At 51.3% G+C, this 15,424-nt stretch carries 13 protein-coding genes; 7 read left to right on the top strand and 6 right to left on the bottom strand.

Annotation, left to right across the window (positions count from 1 at the left end; genetic code table 11):
- Positions 1–19: 19 nt before the first annotated feature.
- Positions 20–583, bottom strand: a complete 564-nt coding sequence (locus FH871_RS01280; protein WP_138989530.1) for a DUF1697 domain-containing protein — start codon at positions 581–583, stop codon at positions 20–22.
- A 349-nt stretch (positions 584–932) separates the two neighbouring features.
- Between FH871_RS01280 and FH871_RS01275 the strand changes: the two genes are divergently transcribed.
- The 6 genes from FH871_RS01275 (at position 933) to FH871_RS01250 (ending at position 9,238) form a co-directional block, all read left to right on the top strand.
- Positions 933–1,277: a hypothetical protein gene (locus FH871_RS01275; protein ID WP_138989529.1), complete on the top strand. Its 345-nt coding sequence runs from the start codon at positions 933–935 to the stop codon at positions 1,275–1,277.
- Positions 1,278–1,431: 154 nt separating this feature from the next.
- Complete coding sequence (locus FH871_RS01270; RefSeq protein ID WP_138989528.1) at positions 1,432–2,583, top strand: efflux RND transporter periplasmic adaptor subunit; 1,152 nt, start codon at positions 1,432–1,434, stop codon at positions 2,581–2,583.
- 107 nt (positions 2,584–2,690) lie between these two features.
- Positions 2,691–5,879 (top strand): efflux RND transporter permease subunit, encoded by a 3,189-nt coding sequence (locus FH871_RS01265; protein WP_138989527.1) that lies wholly within the window; start codon positions 2,691–2,693, stop codon positions 5,877–5,879.
- Positions 5,857–7,314 (top strand): TolC family protein, encoded by a 1,458-nt coding sequence (locus tag FH871_RS01260; protein WP_138989526.1) that lies wholly within the window; start codon positions 5,857–5,859, stop codon positions 7,312–7,314. The genes FH871_RS01265 and FH871_RS01260 overlap by 23 nt, the downstream gene beginning before the upstream one ends.
- 109 nt (positions 7,315–7,423) lie before the next feature.
- The gene (locus FH871_RS01255; protein ID WP_138989525.1) at positions 7,424–7,921 is read left to right on the top strand and encodes a metallophosphoesterase; all 498 of its coding nucleotides are present in this window, start codon (positions 7,424–7,426) and stop codon (positions 7,919–7,921) included.
- Positions 7,922–7,981: 60 nt separating this feature from the next.
- Positions 7,982–9,238, top strand: coding sequence for a glycosyltransferase family 4 protein (locus FH871_RS01250; RefSeq protein ID WP_138989524.1), 1,257 nt, complete (start codon positions 7,982–7,984; stop codon positions 9,236–9,238).
- Between the two features lie 343 nt (positions 9,239–9,581).
- On the opposite strand, the gene bioB is transcribed toward FH871_RS01250, so the two are convergent.
- The 3 genes from bioB to FH871_RS01235 form a co-directional block, all read right to left on the bottom strand.
- On the bottom strand, positions 9,582–10,583 hold the full coding sequence (gene bioB / locus FH871_RS01245; protein ID WP_114409402.1) for a biotin synthase BioB: 1,002 nt from the start codon (positions 10,581–10,583) through the stop codon (positions 9,582–9,584).
- Between the two features lie 109 nt (positions 10,584–10,692).
- Entirely contained in the window at positions 10,693–11,985 is a 1,293-nt protein-coding gene (locus tag FH871_RS01240) for a hypothetical protein (RefSeq protein WP_138989523.1), read from the bottom strand.
- A gap of 30 nt (positions 11,986–12,015) precedes the next feature.
- Positions 12,016–13,332 carry a hypothetical protein gene (locus FH871_RS01235; RefSeq protein ID WP_138989522.1) on the bottom strand — a complete coding sequence of 439 codons (1,317 nt, stop codon included), beginning with the start codon at positions 13,330–13,332 and terminating at the stop codon, positions 12,016–12,018.
- 454 nt (positions 13,333–13,786) lie between these two features.
- On the opposite strand from FH871_RS01235, the gene FH871_RS01230 reads away from it, so the two are divergent.
- Positions 13,787–14,422: a hypothetical protein gene (locus tag FH871_RS01230; protein WP_138989521.1), complete on the top strand. Its 636-nt coding sequence runs from the start codon at positions 13,787–13,789 to the stop codon at positions 14,420–14,422.
- Position 14,423: 1 nt separating this feature from the next.
- On the opposite strand, the gene FH871_RS01225 is transcribed toward FH871_RS01230, so the two are convergent.
- Together FH871_RS01225 and FH871_RS01220 are read right to left on the bottom strand one after the other, a co-directional pair.
- Positions 14,424–14,873 (bottom strand): hypothetical protein, encoded by a 450-nt coding sequence (locus tag FH871_RS01225; protein ID WP_138989520.1) that lies wholly within the window; start codon positions 14,871–14,873, stop codon positions 14,424–14,426.
- 50 nt (positions 14,874–14,923) lie between these two features.
- Positions 14,924–15,385 carry an Lrp/AsnC family transcriptional regulator gene (locus FH871_RS01220; RefSeq protein ID WP_138989519.1) on the bottom strand — a complete coding sequence of 154 codons (462 nt, stop codon included), beginning with the start codon at positions 15,383–15,385 and terminating at the stop codon, positions 14,924–14,926.
- Positions 15,386–15,424: the final 39 nt, after the last annotated feature.

Genomic DNA, 15,424 nt, shown 5'->3' with positions numbered 1-15,424 from the left:
ACCAGAAAAATCCTGTTTGCTACCGTTCCGTGTTCGGATTCAATGATTGCATCATTTTCAAAAGCTCATGAACGGTTTTCCAGTTTCGGGTCGTGGCTGTCACCTTGAGCTTGTTTTCAAAAAAGGTATTGCTCAGTTTGGTGTTGCCATAGCCATTGGGGCAGTACACGTATATTTCTTTTCCGGAGAGGGCAAACCGGTCGGCGCCGACGGCTAACTCTTTTATTTTATCACGCTTTAAGGCATCAGGCGCATCCGACAGAAACGTGACATGAAGCTTGTCGATGTCGGTATGATCTTCCTGAAGAAAAGGATTTTGGGCAACGATGTCGGCCAGTTCGCTCAATGACCGGGTCAAAACCGGCACCTGAAAGCCAAATGTTTCAACAATTTTCTGCTCAATCTGTCTCGCCAGTTGCTCCTCATCGGTAGCAGAATGGGTAAAGACAACGTTACCGCTTTGAATGTACGTTTTGACCTGCTGACAATTCAATTCCCCGAACAAGTGCTTCAACTCATTCATGGGGACTCTTTTTTGACCACTGACATTGATGCCACGAAGAATAGCAAGGGCGGTTTTCATACAGTGAGACTAGTAAGTTGTGCGTAAAATAACAGGCGCATTTTATGTGAACCAGTCCAACATTCAAAGCGGAATGAATATAAGTCGAACTCTTTTCCCGCTTCTGTGTTTCTTTTTATAGAGAATACTTACAAATGCAGTACACGCTATCGTAAAACGGTAAAATTACTTCTGTTAAATTGTAATGATCGGAGAAAAAGCAGTAACTATTTGCAAATATGGCCGTTTTTACGAATTATATTTGCATATTTCCGATATATGTACTTAATTTTGTAACGATTAAGGATACAACACTCAAATGAGTAAACGGAGAAAAAACTTCTTTCTGCACCGGTTATTCTGCTGGCTAATGGCGCTGCACATCATCAACATTAGTGTCGATGTGCCCGAACATTTTTCGCCGAGGATGCTTCATGGTGCCCAAAAAGAAGACTTGTCCGTTAACCGAATCGAAAGCATCGGTGAATTAATTCTTGAAAACTGGCTTGGGATTATCGACGCCCTCCCGGAGCAGGACGATGCCAAAGAAGAATCTGACGTCGCCAATATTGAACACGATTATTTCTCTGCCCCTCTTTTTTCTTTTTCCTTGAAGCCTGTTTACTGGCACCTGGCTGCCCGACCCGTTGGACTGAAGTCCATTCGTGTGTTTTCGCATGTTCAGGAGATAAACTCTCCACCACCTCAAGCCTAAGGGGTTTTTCCGCTCAGGCGGAGCGCTTTCAATTCAGTACAACAATATCCTGGTTACCTTTTTACTGAAAATTCAGGTCGGACTCTGTTCAGGGATGAGCATGTCCTGACTTCCCTATACGCTTAAACGCTTAACGAGAAATCATATCACAAACATGAAAGGATACATCATTGCCATTGCGCTATCAATCAGTGCTTTTATCACGGGTTGTAGCAGCCAGGCTGAGGAGAAAACCGAGGTTGAAAAACCGGCTCTCCCCATTTTTGAAATTACACGACAGTCGACCACCCTGCAGCGTGAATACGCCGGCAATGTGGAGGCCGTCCGGAACGTGGAAATTCGTGCCCGCGTAGGCGGGTTTCTAGATAAAATACATGTTGACGAAGGTCGTCAGGTGAAAAAAGGACAATTGCTGTTCCAGATCAACCAGGCTGAGTATCAGGCCGAACTGGCCAAGGCAAGAGCCAATCTGAAGAGTGCGATGGCCGAAGCCAAAACCGCCGAGGTAGAGCTGGGTCGTGTTAAGTTGCTGGTTGACAAGAAAGTGATTTCGGCTTCTGAACTGGAACTGTCGAAGTCGAAACTGGATGCCGCCAAAGCCGCCATTGAAGAGGCCCAGTCGGCCCAGGAAAATGCTTCGCTGCGTTTGGCTCACGCCAGCATCCGTGCTCCGTTTGACGGTGTGATCAACCGGATTCCGTCTAAAATGGGGAGTTTGATCGAAGAAGGTGCGCTGCTGACAACGGTTTCGGACATCCGCGAAGTCTACGCGTATTTTCACGTGTCGGAAAAAGAATACCTGGAATACATCAAAAAAGGAAAACACAGCAGCAGTGGACAGGAAGTGACGCTGCTCCTGGCCGATGATACCCCTTACAAGCAGGCCGGTAAAATTGAAACGATGGAAAGCGTGTTCGACGATGGCTCCGGCACGATTGCTTTCCGGGCTCGTTTTCCAAATCCTGACAAAATGCTCAAGCATGGCGCGACGGGCAAGATTCGCCTGAAAAATGAGGTGGATAATGCCGTTCTGGTTCCCCAGAAGGCGGTATTTGAAATCCAGGATAAAAACTACGTTTACGTGGTTGATGCGTCTAACAAAGTGAAAATGAGGAGCTTCGTTCCCCAGAGCCGCGTCGCCCAGTTTTACCTCGTGAAATCGGGGCTGGAACCCGGCGAAAAGATCGTCTACGAAGGCATTCAGAACATCCGTGATGGGATGCAAATTGTTCCGCAGGCACTGTCGCCCGAGAGTTTGCTGACCTTAAACCCCGCAAAGTCCGAGACTGAAGTCGTTGCCAACTAACCGGCCAGACTTTCGATCATTACACCCCACTCTTCAGTACAGAGCAACCTTTGGTCGCATCCGCGATCGGAGGAATGCCTGTACTTTAGATTTATCAGCACGAAATTATGTTTGATACCTTCATAAAACGGCCTTTGCTCTCCGCCGTAATCTCGGTTTTGATTACGTTGCTGGGCGTACTGTCGCTGATGAATTTACCGGTTACCCAGTTCCCCGATATTGTTCCGCCGTCTGTTGTCGTAACGGCTAGTTATACGGGAGCCAATGCCGAAGTGAGCACCAAAGCCGTTGCCATGCCACTGGAACGGGCCATCAACGGTGTGCCGAATATGACTTACATGACCGCCATTTCAGGAAATGACGGCTCTACCCTGATTCAGGTCTTCTTCAAAGTCGGCACCGATCCGGATCTGGCGGCTGTGAACGTTCAAAACCGGGTAACGACGGTGCTGGATGAACTTCCCGAAGAAGTGATCAAGGCGGGGGTAACGACGGAGAAAGAGGTCAATAGCATGTTGTTGTACCTGAACCTGATCAGCACGGATTCAACGGCGGATGAGAAATTCATCTATAACTTTGCCGATATCAACATCTTGGCGGAACTCAAACGCATCGACGGTGTCGGGTTTGTCGATATTCTGGGTGCGCGGGAATATTCCATGCGGGTCTGGCTCAAGCCCGACCGCATGACGGTTTACAACGTTTCTGCCGATGAAGTCATCGCGGCCATTCGGGAACAAAACGTGGAAGCGGCTCCCGGAAAAGCGGGTGAAAGTGCCGACCGTGATGCCCAGGTTTTGCAGTATGTCTTGCGCTATACGGGGAAATTTATTGAACCCGTGCAGTACGAAAACATCGCGATCCGCACCCTGGACGACGGCTCGATTCTCCGGTTGAAAGACGTGGCCGAAGTTGAATTCGGATCGCTGGACTACGGTATTCTGTCTAAAAACGACGGTCGTCCCTCGGCGGCTATCATGTTGAAACAGCGACCGGGTTCCAACGCGCAGGAGGTGATTGCCAATGTCAAAAAACGCCTGGCCGAACTGAAAGAAACGACTTTCCCGCCGGGCATGACTTACAACTTTGCCTACGACGTGTCGCGCTTTTTGGATGCCTCGATTCACGAGGTAGTTCGCACCCTGTTTGAAGCCTTCATTCTGGTGTTCATCGTCGTTTTTCTGTTCCTCCAGGACTGGCGTTCGACGCTGATCTGCGCCCTGGCGGTTCCGGTGGCGCTGGTCGGTACGTTTGCGTTCATGGACGTAATCGGTTTCTCGGTAAACCTGCTTACACTCTTCGCATTGGTATTGGCGATTGGGATTGTGGTCGATAATGCCATTGTGGTCGTCGAGGCCGTTCACGCCAAAATGACCGAAGAACACCTGTCTCCGCGGGCGGCAACGTTTGCGGCCATGAAGGAAATCAGCGGAGCCATTGTTGCCATTACACTGGTGATGTCGGCGGTATTTATTCCGGTCGCTTTCCTGTCGGGGCCGGTCGGTATTTTCTACCGGCAGTTTTCGCTGACGCTGGCGATTTCCATTGTGATTTCGGGGATCAACGCCGTGACCCTGACACCCGCTTTGTGTGCTCTCTTGTTACGGCCTGTTCACGGAGAACAAAAGGGACTGCTGGGGCGGTTTTTTGCCAAATTTAACCGGGGATATGACTCTCTGGCCGGGAAATACCGGCGTGGTTTGCGTCCGTTTGTGAATCGGGGTGTCGTGACCTGGGGCGTTCTGCTGCTTTTTGTGGCGGCTACCTGGGGGATCAACACCATTTTGCCCGCCGGTTTTATTCCGACGGAAGATCAGGGCATGATTTACGTGAACGTGACCACGCCCGTTGGGGCCACCGTGGAACGGACGGAGGAGGTCATGGATCTGGTGCAGCAGGCGGCTTCCAAGCTCGAATCGGTCGAGAACGTATCGACGCTGGCGGGTTTGAGTCTGATGACCGACGGCGCCGGAGCGTCGTACGGGATGGGTATGATCAACCTCAAAAGCTGGGACGAACGCAAAGAGTCGGTTGACGATGTGATTGCCTTGCTGGCCGATAAAACCAAGAACATCAACGACGCCAGCATCCAGTTCTTTTCGCCACCCACGGTACCCGGTTTTGGTAATTCGAGCGGTTTTGAAATCCGGTTGCAGGACCGCACCCGGAGTGATGATCTGCAAAAGACCAAAAAAGTAACCGACGAATTTATTGCCGAATTGGAAAAACGACCGGAAATCAGCCGGGTGTTCACCAGTTTCGACCCCAGTTTTCCGCAGTACGTGCTGCACGTCGATCAGGATAAAGCCGCTCAGAAGGGCGTTTCCATCGACAACGCGATGAGCACGCTCCAGACGCTGATGGGGAGCTTTTATGCGTCCAATTTCATCCGCTTCAATCAGATGTACAAGGTGATGGTTCAGGCCGCACCCAAATACCGGGCCAAACCGGAAGATGTGCTGAACCTGCGGGTGAAGAACAAGCAGGGCGAAATGGTGCCGTATTCCAATTTTATCACGATGGAACGGGTCTACGGCCCGGAGCAGTTGACCCGCTACAACATGTTCACCTCGGCCATGATCAACGGCGAGTCGGCGCCCGGCTACAGCAGCGGGGATGCCATCAAGGCGATTCAGGAAGTGGCCAGGGAAAAACTGCCGCGCGGTTTTACGTTCGACTGGTCGGGGATGACACGCGAAGAAGTGTTGTCGGGCGACCAGGCCATCTGGATTTTTGTGATCTGTCTGGTCTTCGTGTATCTGTTGCTGGTGGCGCAGTACGAAAGTCTGTTTTTGCCGCTGGCGGTTTTGCTGTCGCTGCCCGCCGGTATTTTCGGGTCGTTTCTCTGTCTGCAACTGGCCGGTTTGCAAAACAACATCTACGCGCAGGTTTCACTGGTTATGCTCATCGGTTTGCTGGGTAAAAACGCCATCCTGATCGTAGAGTTTGCGAACCAGAAACAGCAGGAGGGAATGTCGATCCTGAAAGCCGCGATGGAAGGAGCCATGTCGCGTCTGCGACCGATTCTGATGACCTCCTTCGCGTTTATTGCCGGATTGATTCCGCTTTGTATTGCTTCCGGTGCCGGGGCGCTCGGTAACCGTTCCATCGGGACGGCGGCTGCGGGCGGTATGCTCATCGGAACGCTGTTCGGACTTTTTCTAATTCCGGGGCTGTATGTTGCATTTGCCAAACTCGCCCAACTGCTGCAAGCCAAACCGCCCAAAGACGACGGGCTGGATCAGGTTCCGGTATTAACTCAAACTCACGAAAATGGAACGACCGTTCATTCATAAATCCAGTTATCAAAAATTCGTTTTTTATCTCATTCCGCTTTTTCTATTGAGTAGCTGCCGGGTTTCTGAACCCCTGCAACTGCCGAAAGCCAGGACGCTGCCCACGTCGTTTACCGGAAACACGGACTCGACATCGGTTGGCAACCTGAATTGGAAAGCGTTTTTCTCGGACCCGGACCTGGAAAGTCTGATCGATACGGCTTTGGCCCGAAACCCGGATTTGCAGATTGCTTCACAGCGCATCGAAATGGCGCGTGCTAATTTTGAGTACAGCCGGGGCGCGCTGGTGCCTTCGGTCAGTGCCGTGGCTGCCGCCGGCGTCGATCGGTTTGGTCGTTACACCTTGAACGGTGTGGGAAATTTTGACACCAACCTGTCGCCCAACATCGATGGTAAACAACGTATTCCCGATGCAACGCCGGATTACTTTCTCGGTTTTCGAAGCAACTGGGAAATTGACCTGTGGGGGAAACTGCGAAACCGCAAACGAGCGGCTTACGTGCGCTTTCTGGCATCCGAAAAAGGGCGTCAACTGATCGTTACCTCACTCATTGCCGAGGTCGCCCGCCTGTATTACGGGCTCCTGGCGTTGGACAGCGAACTGGAGATTCTTCGCGAAAACCAGGCGTTGCAACAACGGGCGTCCGAACTGGTGGTAGTTCAGAAAGCCGCCGGACGCGTTACCGAACTCGCCGTTCAGCAATTCAATGCGCAATTGCTCAACACCCGGAGTCTCGAAGCGCAGGTGCAGCAGCAAATTGTGGAGACCGAAAACCAGTTGAATCAGTTGCTGGGCCGGTTTCCGCAGCCCATCGCACGGACTAAAACCATCAGCAACCAGGAATTGCCGGCCCAGCTTTCGGCCGGGATTCCGAGCCAGATGCTGCGTCGCCGACCGGATATCCAGCAGGCCGAACTGGCGATGGAAGCCGCGAACGTCGACGTGGAGGTGGCCCGGGCGGAGTTCTTGCCGTCCCTGACACTGACGCCCTACGTGGGCCTGAATGCGTTCCGGGCGTCGGTTTTGCTCGACCCGGCTTCGCTGGCAATCGGTGTGCTGGGCGGGCTGGCGGCTCCGGTTTTCAACCGCCGGTACCTGAAATCAAACTATTCGTTGTCGGTTGCCCAAAGCCGGGAAGCGTTTTACGGGTACCAGAAAACCGTGCTGACCGGTTTTAGTGAAGTGACCACCAGTTTGCGGGGCATTGAAAATTATCGCAAGGTGGCGGAGCTGCAGGCCCAGGAAGTGGCGGTATTGGGTCAGGCGGCCACGATTTCCGACGAATTATTCGCGACGGGCTATGCTTCGTACCTGGAAGTAATCACGGCGCAGCGCAGTGTGCTGGCGGCTGAACTCTCGCTGATTAGCACCAAACGGGCGCAGTTCTTATCGGTCATCGACCTGTATCGGGCACTGGGGGGCGGCTGGCAGTAAACTAAATGTTGTTACACAGGGTTTATCAGAGGAAATCAGAGTTATCAATTTGAACTCTGCGTAACTCTGATTTTCTCTGTGTAACGCTGCGTAATAACCCTTCTCTATTTTGACTCGCATCGGCCTGCTTTCCGACACCCACGGTTTTTTAGACCCGTACCTGTTCACCCATTTCGCGGAATGCGATGAAATCTGGCATGCCGGTGACATTGGTTCGGTGAAGATTATTGACGACCTACGGGCTTTCAAACCGTTCCGGGGTGTTTTCGGCAACATCGACGACAGGGAGGTAACCCACGAATGTCCCGAACACCAGCGGTTTGATCTGGAAGGGCTTTCCATCTGGATGACGCACATCGGCGGCACACCGCCCCGGTATAATCCTATTGTCCGGCCCGATTTGATTCAGCATCCACCCGATCTGTTTGTGTGTGGTCATTCCCATATTTTAAAGGTTACCCGCGATCCTAAAATCAATAACCTGCTGTTTATCAATCCCGGAGCTGCCGGAAAGCACGGTTTTCACCCGGTTCGAACCGTGCTGCGCTTTACGCTTGATGCGGGTCGGGTCCGGGATATGGAAGTGATAGAATTGGGTAAGCGGTAAAAAAGTTGCCGAAAATTAATACTATATTGGCAACTGGTTTACCTGAATGAGTGGTAGTTGATGAAAATTGCAGTTTGGCATAATCTGCGGAGCGGGGGCGGAAGCCGGGCTTTGCACCAGCATATTAAAGGGCTTGCCCAGCGCGGTCATTCCATTGAAGTGTGGACGTCTTCGGTCGCCGATACGAAGTTTCTGGACGTGGACCGGTATGTGGATAAGACGCACATCCTGCCGTTGTCGATGGACATCCGCATCCGGGACGAATACCGGGACAAGCTTTGGGCGCTGAAATTTGAGCCGGAAACCCGCATCCGGCGGATGCTTGACTTTTGCAGCCGCTGCGCCGATCAGATCAACGCGGCCGGTTTTGACGTCCTGTTTGCCAATTCCTGCATCAACTTTTCGATGCCTTACATCGGGCGGTTCGTTACTATTCCGAAAGCCCTTTACCTGGGCGAACCCAATCGCACGCTCTTTGAATCGTCACCGGAACTGATCTGGGAAGGACTTCCACCGGCCAACGGAAACTGGAGAAAATCCGACTACCGAAGCCAGTACTGGGACGATATATTCAAGATTCGTCAGGCACGCGTGCGGGTACGGGAAGAAATTCAGAACTACCGCAGTTACGATAAAGTGCTGGTCAATTCTTATTTCAGCAACGAAAACGTTCTTCGGGCCTACGGTGGCGCGGGTGAAGTCTGTTATCTGGGCATCGACGCCAGCCTGTTTCCCTATCAAAATTTACCCCGCGAACCGTTTGTCATGGGCTTGGGGGCGTTTTTTCAGCACAAACGGCCCGATCTGGCCATCGAGTCGCTGGCGCTGATTCCCGAAGCCATCCGCCCGAAACTGATCTGGGTGGGCGATATGGGCGACACGGCGTATGTCGACAAGTTGAAAGACCTGAGCCAGTCGCTGCGGGTGAACTTTGAACCCCGGGAGAAAATACCGCATCAGGAACTGGTGCAACTCCTCAACACGGCGTCCTGTCTGTTGTATACATCGACTTTAGAGCCCTTCGGCCTGGCTCCGCTGGAGGCCAATGCTTGCGGTTTGCCGGTGGTAGCCGTAGCGGAAGGAGGAGTTCGGGAAACCGTCATTGGAAATTACAACGGCTTGTTAGTCAATCGAAAACCGGAGGAGATGGCGCAGGCGGTGGAGCGGGTACTGACGGATAGTGGCCTGGCGGATCGCCTTTCGCGCAATGCCCGGCGGATTGTTCAGGAGCAGTGGACGTTTGAAAAGGCCATCGACCGGATCGAGGACGCCCTGTTCAACACGATTGGGAAAGAAAAGGATGTGATTGTGAAGTAGTTACTTTTTTAAGATAGTGATTGGAGCTATTCGCTTATGCCCCTAATTCTGCTAGCCATCTCTTTAAATGTCAAAATTGTAGAGATGTAGGAGGTTAATTATTAGCCCACGGTTATAACCGTGGGAAATTACCAAAATAGATTCAATGTTGAGAACCGTTTTAACGATTCAAGAGCCTCAAAACCGTTAAAACGGTTTCAACCATTCAATTAATTTCTTCTCACGAACCCACAGTTGAAACGGTGGGCTTGCGGTTTTTATAACTAATTTATTAACAACATAAAAAAAACGGCAAGGCGATCAATCACCTTGCCGTACCACCAAAATCTCTATCGAAAACCGTTTACAGCGGAATCTGCTCAAAAACCACCGCCGGTTTCTCCGCATCCTTAAACGCCTTGCGCGGACGGATGTTGAGCGTTTGGAACAATTGCCGATCCTGGTCTTCTTCCGGATTCGGCGTAGTCAGCAGTTTATCGCCGGCAAAAATGGAGTTGGCACCGGCCAGAAAACACAAGGCCTGCTCTTCGGTGTTCATCCGAACCCGGCCCGCCGATAAGCGTACCATCGCTCTGGGCATGATGATCCGGGCGGTGGCAATCATCCGAAGCATTTCCCAAACCGATACGCGGGGCTGGTCTTCCAGCGGAGTGCCTTCAACGGGAACCAGCGCATTGACCGGCACGGATTCGGGGTGTTCGGGCAAATTGGCCAGGGTGAGCAGCATTCCGATGCGGTCCTGGTGGCTTTCGCCCATGCCGATGATGCCGCCGGAGCAGACCGAGATGCCGGCCTGCCGAACGTTGCCGAGCGTATCCAGCCGGTCGTCGTAGGTGCGGGTCGAAATGATGTCGCCGTAGTATTCTTCGCTGGTGTCGAGGTTGTGGTTATAGGCGTACAAACCAGCGGTTTTCAGTTTTTCTGCCTGCGTTTCCGTCAGCATCCCAAGCGTGCAGCACACTTCCATGCCCATCCGGTTGACGCCCTGCACCATTTCCAGCACCTTGTCAAAATCCCGGTTGTCGCGGACTTCGCGCCAGGCGGCTCCCATGCAGAAACGCGTGCTGCCCGACTCCTTCGCCCGGTGGGCGGCTGTCAGCACTTCGTCCACTTCCATGAGTTTATGAACCTTCACGCTGGTATGATAGCGCGCGGCTTGGGGACAATAGGCACAGTCTTCCGGACAGCCCCCGGTTTTGACCGAAAGAAGCGTGCAAACCTGCACTTCCTGCGGATCGTGGTGCTGGCGGTGAACCGTGGCGGCCCGGTAAATCAGATCAAGAACAGGGGAGTTATAAATATCGGCGATTTCGTCGCGGGTCCAGTCAGTACGAACGTCAGTCATAGCAACAATCTAGAGCTTGTCAGGTAATAAAGCCAAATATAGGGGGTGGAGGAGTTTAGCGCAAACACAAAGCCACTTCAATCCACCGATGTCTACCGGTTTCTGAAACTTACATCCGGGTTGGTTCGGGTTTTAGGGGTGGAATAGGAGCCAACTGCGGAGCCAGTTTGAGCTGTTTTTGCGCCTTTACCACCAGATAAAGCAGGTAAACGACGATGAAAAGCTCAATGCTATATTCCAGGATATAAACCGGTTTACTGAAAATTTCGCTCACCGTTTGATAATACGGCTGCCCGATTCGCCACCACAGGGACGGATGGATGGCCGCTGCGATGTTGAACACCAGCAGAAAAACCACTGACGTTCGGTCGCGGAAGTCGACCATTTGAAACACCAGGGGCAACATAAACAGGTAAGTATAGTTGGCAACGGCATTTTTCTGGACCACCGTCATCAGGCTGAACGTGGCGATGTAGAACAGCGGAAAATACGTTCGGTAATCGTGGTTTCCTCTTAACCGCAACACCTGAATCCCCACCAGCAGACAAATGACCAGCCCGGCGTAGTTCCAGACCGACAGTTCGGCATTGATGAAACCGGAGGTAAAAGGATGCAGCAGGGAAGCCCAGTTGGGTGCTTTCAGGTATTTTCCTTCTTCCAGCGGTTGTTCGATAAACAGCGAACCGGTTTTAATGTACAGGAAAATCAGAACCGGGATAGCCAGCGTGGCCAGACCCGCCATCAATGGAATCAGCCGGCGGGTGAGGAGGAAAAATGGCAGAATGATGAGGATAAAAACCGCTTTGGTCGATAGAATGCCCAAAGCCAGCAGTAAACCGCAGAGGTACGCATTGCCGTCGCGTTGGAGGGCGACAATGGCCAGCAGGGCAAAAATCCAGAGTGCCACGTCTTCCTGTCCGCTCAAGATGGACATCACGAAAGGAACGGGAAGCATCATGTAAAATAAGACCCGGAAAAGCCGTTCTGCGCGGGGTAAAACGCCTTTATAGGTTCGGTACGTCAGCCACACGGCTACCAGTTCGATCAGGGTTAAGAACAGCACCAGCGAGCGGGTATTATCCCAGAAAATCAGCGGAATTTCCATCCAGAAACCGTAGAAGGGCGAATACGGATTCAGGACATCCCGGTACGGTATTTCCCGCAATTTGGCGGAGATGCCAATGGGGTAATAATAGTTGGCGACGTCCGATTGGGGCGAAAAGTCGAAAAAAATATAAATCACCACAAACGGAACCAGCCGCAGCAGAACCCAGAAAATCACCAGCCAGGGCACCTTCTTTTCGTCCAGAAACGACTCAAGGACCGGGCGTTTGAACCACGCAACCAGCAGCACGGCACTCAGGAGGAAGGCGGTTACGGCCTTCGCGTAAACAATAAACATAGTTGACGTTCTATGAAAAGAAAACCCGCCTTACGAAACCGACGAACGACCCGTCGACCAGGATTGGGGCGGAAAGGATGGGCTCGTGGCCCGGTCCAGTGATTTAAGGTGGTTAAACGTGCGCCAGACCAAAGAAAGCAAAAGCCCCACCTCAATGATCTGAATCAGATAATCGGCGGTGTTCACCGGGGCGGCAAAAACGGTTTGCCAGTCGTCATAATTCAGCATCCCGACATAGATTACCCAGATGATGGGTTGAATGACAATCAGGAAGTTGAGCAGGATGAGCTGAAAATGGAACGCTTTATCTTCCAGTCGGGCCACTTCAAACAGCACCACGATCATGTACATGAACAGGTAAAAGCCGGGGGCACTGGGTTGCGCCAGCATGAAGATGCCGAACGTTAGGATGTAAAGCGAAGGAAAAATCTGCCGATAGCCCAGGTGCCGGAACCGGATGGCTACCCACGACGACAACGCCATGGTGATGAAAAGGCTGATCGTGTTGAGCCGCGTCAGGCTCATCTGGTTATACAGACTGCTCAGAAATGGCCGGGTGATGCTGACGATGTTGGGTGTCATGTGGTAGCCGGAATGTTGTAGCGGCATCAGAAACGCATCACCCATCAGAAGATAGAGGATGACGATGGACGGAACGCCAACGATTGCCAGCCCCAGCACGTACTTGAATTTGTTGTCGACCAGAAAGAAAACCGGCACCAGCAGCACGATAATCATGCTTTTGATGACAATCATCGACAGCCCCCAGATGATCCCGATCCACAGACTGCTCTGCGTACGATGGGTGTAGAGCAGGGTGATGAGTCCCACGCCCCAGAACCAGACGTCTTCTTCGCTGCTCAGGATCATGGCGACAAATGGCATGGGCAATAAAAAATACAAAACCGCCATCAGCAGGGAATCCGGTCGGCTGGCCTGGTAATAACGCCAGGTGGCCCAGACGATGGCAAACTCGATGAGCGCCATGAAGGGAATCAGAATTTTGGCATTGTACCACAAGTAGAGCGGCAGACTGATGAGGTAGCCAAACAGCGGGCCGTGGTAGGAGAGAAAATCCCGGTAGACCATTTTGCCCGCAAAAGCTGCAATGGCCTTCTTGTAGAAGAATTCGGTATCACTGCGGGGGGCAAAATCCAGGATCAGATACACGATCAGGAACGGAATAACCCGGAAAACGATGAACGAAACCCAGAGCGTCAAAGCGGGCCGTGGGTTCAGGTGGTGGCGGAAAGGAGCGGGAAATCGAATCAGAAGCCAACTGGCCAGGGCGAGAAGTAATGAAACGACGACTTTTACGACTGAAACCGTATCCTCAAAAAATAGCATGTAACGAATGGGTGGTTTTAATTCGGGGTAAAGTTCGGTATTGTCGCTGTGGCTGCCAAATAAAAAAAATCATACTCGGCCAGTCGTAAAAATTGTTGGCTAAATTGTCAGATTTGGCGACCTTTGCAGTAGAACTACGATCTTGACTTGTGAACACCGCCCAACAGGCTATCCAACCGGTACGATAAAACCAAAACCAGCGTCAAGGCGGTTACCGGTTTTTTGGCGAATGTTTCGTTCACTAATCTACTGATTACTAGCTGATCCTTTCTGTAGAACCGCAGCGTGATGAAGTCTGCCTAAGTGATCTTTTTGTTCACTACAGGCTTTTTGCGATTCAAATTTTCGGTTTTTCGAGAGACGTTGAAGTGCTTCATAAGGATTGAAAGGAAAGTGCAATCGTTTTTTGATTTAAACGAAAATACAAATTTACATAGTATCAAAACCTAATAGTATGTTTTATCTTGCTCGTTTAACGAATAATAATAGGGGCTACAAAGAACCATCCGGCCCTAATTATAAGTCTGATAATGCCACCTCAAGCCGGACGGCTTTCGAAGCAACCTACGGCTTTGGCATTGAAGAATGGTTCCGAAACGAACGGCATTCGTACGAAGGGTATCAGTATGCCTACATTGAAGGATTGGGGCCGGAGCAGAATCTGGAAATTCCCATTCTGTTGTATACCCTCCGTTTTGCTGAAAATGGCAAAGGGTCGGCCAAAAAATTAGTGGTGGGTGTGCTGAGAGAATGGCAGCACATTTCGCAGTGGGAAGCTGAATTGCCGGCCGAAGTGGTGGCCGAATGGTATGAACAAATGAAGAGTGAACTCGGTGATTTGCTGGAGTCGGTGGCGCCCGAAAAACGCCCGCTCGCGATGAAGCAACTGCTCTACCACAGCCAGTATCCCAACAAACCGAAGCCGTTGTTTAACGTCCGGTTTAAGCCCGAACAACTGGATTACCGGGTTTCCAAAATCATCGACGCGAGTTCGTTTGGCAAAAACAACTCCTTCGCCATCGAATTGAAAACCGTGGAGAGTTACGACGCCAAAACGCAGAAAATCCTGACCGATTTGGGGCTGGAATAATCTACCGGCATTCTGTCTTCAGTAACGTATACCTAAAACCGCTTTCCGGTTTTTTCAACACCCACCGTCCTTCTGTTTCAACACGCTCGCCTTCGTGCCACGTAATGGCATCGCCGGTGAGCGTGAAGGTGATCTCGTGCGGTTGCGTCACGCCTTCGCCCGAACGCTGCCAGTTGGCCCGGATCTGATTATTCATCAAGGTACCCTTCAACGGGCCCCGCGCCCGGTCTTTTTCATCCGGCAAAATAGCCAGTTCGCCCGTTACGTCGGCGCCCTGAATGACCAGCCGGAGCAGCGTGGTATCGCGCCCCACCACCTGCCGGTAGCAAACGGTATCGATAGACGTAACCGGCGAATCAGCCCGGTTTTCCGTAGTTTCCGAACGGCGGGAACCGTCACCGCAGCTACTGAGGATCAAAATCAGGAGTCCTGAAGGCAGAAAATATCGCATGGGCTTTGGGTTTTTCTGCTCAATCGGTCGAGACGAGCCGGATTCACAGACTACAAATTAACGTTATAGGAGTTTTTGTTTTCACACATCACAAAGGTACTGTGGGTGCTTCCAATGCTTGTCACCGAACCAAGTTTGTTGAATACAAAATCCTGATAGTGCTTCATGTCTTTCGCATACACTTTCAATAGAAAGTCGAAATCCCCGGAAATATTGTAGCATTCGACGACTTCGTCCAGTCTAAGAATATCGCTTACAAACTCATGACCAATACTTCTATCGTGCTGCTTAAGCTTGATATTACAAAAAACAATTAACCCGTAATTGAGCTTTTCCGCATCAATGATGGCGATGTATTTTTTGATGTAACCATTCGACTCCAATCTTTTCACCCTTTCAAAAACCGGTGTGTGCGACAGGTTTACCTGATCTGCCAATTCCTTGATGGTCACATTCGAATTTTCTCCCAACAGTTTAAGCAACTGAACGTCTATGTGATCTGGTTTTTCCACGGAAAAATTTCTTTCTGTTTGTGAAAAATGACTTGTTAA

Origin of the sequence: Larkinella sp. C7 (assembly GCF_006149005.1) — a bacterium.
In the GTDB taxonomy this organism is placed as follows: Bacteria; Bacteroidota; Bacteroidia; order Cytophagales; family Spirosomataceae; genus Larkinella.
Note: the sequence above shows the minus strand (reverse complement) of the source record. Positions and strands in the feature narration are given on the sequence as shown.

Excerpts from the sequence above, each read along its gene's own strand:
- FH871_RS01270 (WP_138989528.1), top strand. The coding sequence starts at position 1,432 with ATGAAAGGATACATCATTGCCATTGCGCTATCAATCAGTGCTTTTATC.
- FH871_RS01225 (WP_138989520.1), bottom strand. The coding sequence starts at position 14,873 with ATGCGATATTTTCTGCCTTCAGGACTCCTGATTTTGATCCTCAGTAGC.
- FH871_RS01280 (WP_138989530.1), bottom strand. The coding sequence starts at position 583 with ATGAAAACCGCCCTTGCTATTCTTCGTGGCATCAATGTCAGTGGTCAA.
- FH871_RS01240 (WP_138989523.1), bottom strand. The coding sequence starts at position 11,985 with ATGTTTATTGTTTACGCGAAGGCCGTAACCGCCTTCCTCCTGAGTGCC.
- FH871_RS01260 (WP_138989526.1), top strand. The coding sequence starts at position 5,857 with ATGGAACGACCGTTCATTCATAAATCCAGTTATCAAAAATTCGTTTTT.
- FH871_RS01250 (WP_138989524.1), top strand. The coding sequence starts at position 7,982 with ATGAAAATTGCAGTTTGGCATAATCTGCGGAGCGGGGGCGGAAGCCGG.
- FH871_RS01265 (WP_138989527.1), top strand. The coding sequence starts at position 2,691 with ATGTTTGATACCTTCATAAAACGGCCTTTGCTCTCCGCCGTAATCTCG.
- bioB (WP_114409402.1), bottom strand. The coding sequence starts at position 10,583 with ATGACTGACGTTCGTACTGACTGGACCCGCGACGAAATCGCCGATATT.
- FH871_RS01235 (WP_138989522.1), bottom strand. The coding sequence starts at position 13,332 with ATGCTATTTTTTGAGGATACGGTTTCAGTCGTAAAAGTCGTCGTTTCA.
- FH871_RS01230 (WP_138989521.1), top strand. The coding sequence starts at position 13,787 with ATGTTTTATCTTGCTCGTTTAACGAATAATAATAGGGGCTACAAAGAA.
- FH871_RS01275 (WP_138989529.1), top strand. The coding sequence starts at position 933 with ATGGCGCTGCACATCATCAACATTAGTGTCGATGTGCCCGAACATTTT.